Source organism: Streptomyces xiaopingdaonensis, from assembly GCF_000262345.1.
Classification (GTDB): Bacteria; Actinomycetota; Actinomycetes; order Streptomycetales; family Streptomycetaceae; genus Streptomyces; species Streptomyces xiaopingdaonensis.
On the sequence record NZ_AJTQ01000152.1, the window covers coordinates 1 to 2,100 of the forward strand.

Consider the following 2,100-nt stretch of genomic DNA (forward strand, 5'->3'; position numbering starts at 1 on the left):
CCGTTGTGTGCACAACTCTAACCCTCCTGATCGACGCGGGCAAATCCGGGTCGGCGCCGGTCCGCACCGCGGTGGCACGGACCGGCGGGACGACCCCACTAGGCCGTCAGCTCGGCACGCAGCGCATCGAGCAGCGTCGCCGCACGCTCGCGGACCTCTCCCGGACCCAGCTCCACGGCGCGGCTGCACCACAGCTGCCCCGCGTCGAGCTCCCCGCGCCGCGAGTGGATCAGCGCGAGCCGCAGCGCCGCGCGCCCGTGGCCCGCGTCCGCCGCGCGCTCCCACCACAGCGCCGCCTCCGGCTCGCTCCCCTCACGCGCGAGCAGCAGCCCGAGATTGAACGCCCCGTGCGGGCTGCCGGCCTCCGCGGCGGCGCGGTACCAGCCCGCTGCGTCGACGACCTCGCCGCGCGCCGCGGCGCACATCCCGAGGCGCACCTGCGCACGTCTGTGCCCCCGCTCGGCCGCGTGCGCGTACCACTCCTCGAACTCCTGCCGCTCCCCCTTCGCCGACGACCGGCGAGAACCGGAGCGCCCGGCGGACGTCCCCTCGCCCTGCGGCGCGCCGAGCTCCGCGTGCACGCGCTCCAGGAGCGAGCCGAGACGGAAGGCACCCTCGACGCTGCCCCCGCCGGCCGCACACCGCAGATGCCGCTCGGCCTCCTGCGGTGCGCCCTCGCGGACGAGCGCGATGCCGACCTGGAGCGCCGCTTCCGGGTGTCCGGCGGCGGCCGCGCGCTCGTACCACATCCGCGCCGTGCGCTCCTGCCGCCGGCCGGCGAAGAGGATGCCGAGGTTGAAGGCCGCGTCCACGCTGCCGGCCTCGGCCGCCTTCGAGAACCACGGCTCAGCGCCCTCGGCGTCGCCGCGCTGGAGCAGCAGGACGGCGAGCGCGTTGGCCGCCTCGCGGTGCCCGGCGTAGGCGGCGCGGCGGTACCACTGCTCGGCTTGTGCCGTCCGGCCCTGCGCTGCGCAGAGCAGCCCGAGGTTGAACGCCCCATTGTCGCAACCGGCTTCGAGCGCCGCGCGGTACCAGCGCTCCGCCGCCTGCCGCTCGCCGCGGTCGGCGTGGAGCGCGCCCAGGGCGTTGGCGGCGTTGCCGTCGCCCGCCTCGGCTGCGCGGCGCCACCAGGTGACGGCGCCTTCCTCGTCGCCCGCGTCGCGCAGCAGGAAGGCCAGGGCGCAGGCCGCCCGCGGCTCCCCGTCGCGCGCCGAGGTCAGGTACCAGCGGCCCGCCTCCTTCAACTCGCCGCGGCGCTCCAGGATCACCCCGAGGCGCAGCGCAGCGCGACGGTGGCCGCGGGCGGCCGCCTGTCGGTACCAGCGCTCGGCCTCCTCGGCTGCCGCGCTGCGCTCCTGCTCGCCCCCCTGTTCCGCACGCCCGCTCACCGCGCGCCCGACGCGGTACGCCGCCTCGCGGTGGCCGTGCTCGGCCGCCGCGCGGAACCACGCCTCGGCGCCTTCCTCACCGCGGTGGTCGAGGAGGTCGGCGAGGGCGTAGGCGCCCAACGCGTGGCCGGATTCGGCGGCTTGGGTGAGCCAGTAGAGCGCTTCGGGCTCGTCTCCGCGCTCGCGCTGGAAGCGGCCCAGCGCGTGGGCTGCGGCTCCGGAGCCGGCCACGGCGGCCTTCCGCCACCAGTCGGAGGCCTCCTCCGGGTAGCCCCGCTGGTGCAGCAGGACGCCCAGGTTGTTGGCGGCCGCTCGGTCGCCGGCCGCCGCTGCGCTGCGCAGGTGCGGTTCGGCCCCGTCGAGGTCGCCGCGGCGCAGCAGATGGACACCGAGCCCGCTGTCAGTCGCGGGAGCTTCGGTGCTCTCTTTCTCGGTCAGGCTTCCGCCGAGCCCCCCAGGACCCGCAAGCCGTGCCATGTCCCCCATAACCTCCATCGTCGCACCACCCGCACCCGGCGTACACCTGGTATACCGCGGTCCACGAGGTCACTTCAGCGGTTTGTCGACTTCCCGACACTGAGGAGGCTCAAACCAGTTCGGACCATACGGGTCTCCACAATTGAGAAGGGCCCGAAGCCAGTTGGCTTCGGGCCCTTCTCAATTTCAGTAGCGGGGACAGGATTTGAACCTGCGACCTCTGGGTTATGAGCCC

The 2,100-nt window shown here is 74.9% G+C and carries 1 protein-coding gene; it reads right to left on the reverse strand.

Annotated features, from left to right (window positions below):
• Positions 1-98: 98 nt before the first annotated feature.
• Positions 99-1,883, reverse strand: coding sequence for a tetratricopeptide repeat protein (locus UWG_RS0112370; protein ID WP_029391380.1), 1,785 nt, complete (start codon positions 1,881-1,883; stop codon positions 99-101).
• Positions 1,884-2,100: the final 217 nt, after the last annotated feature.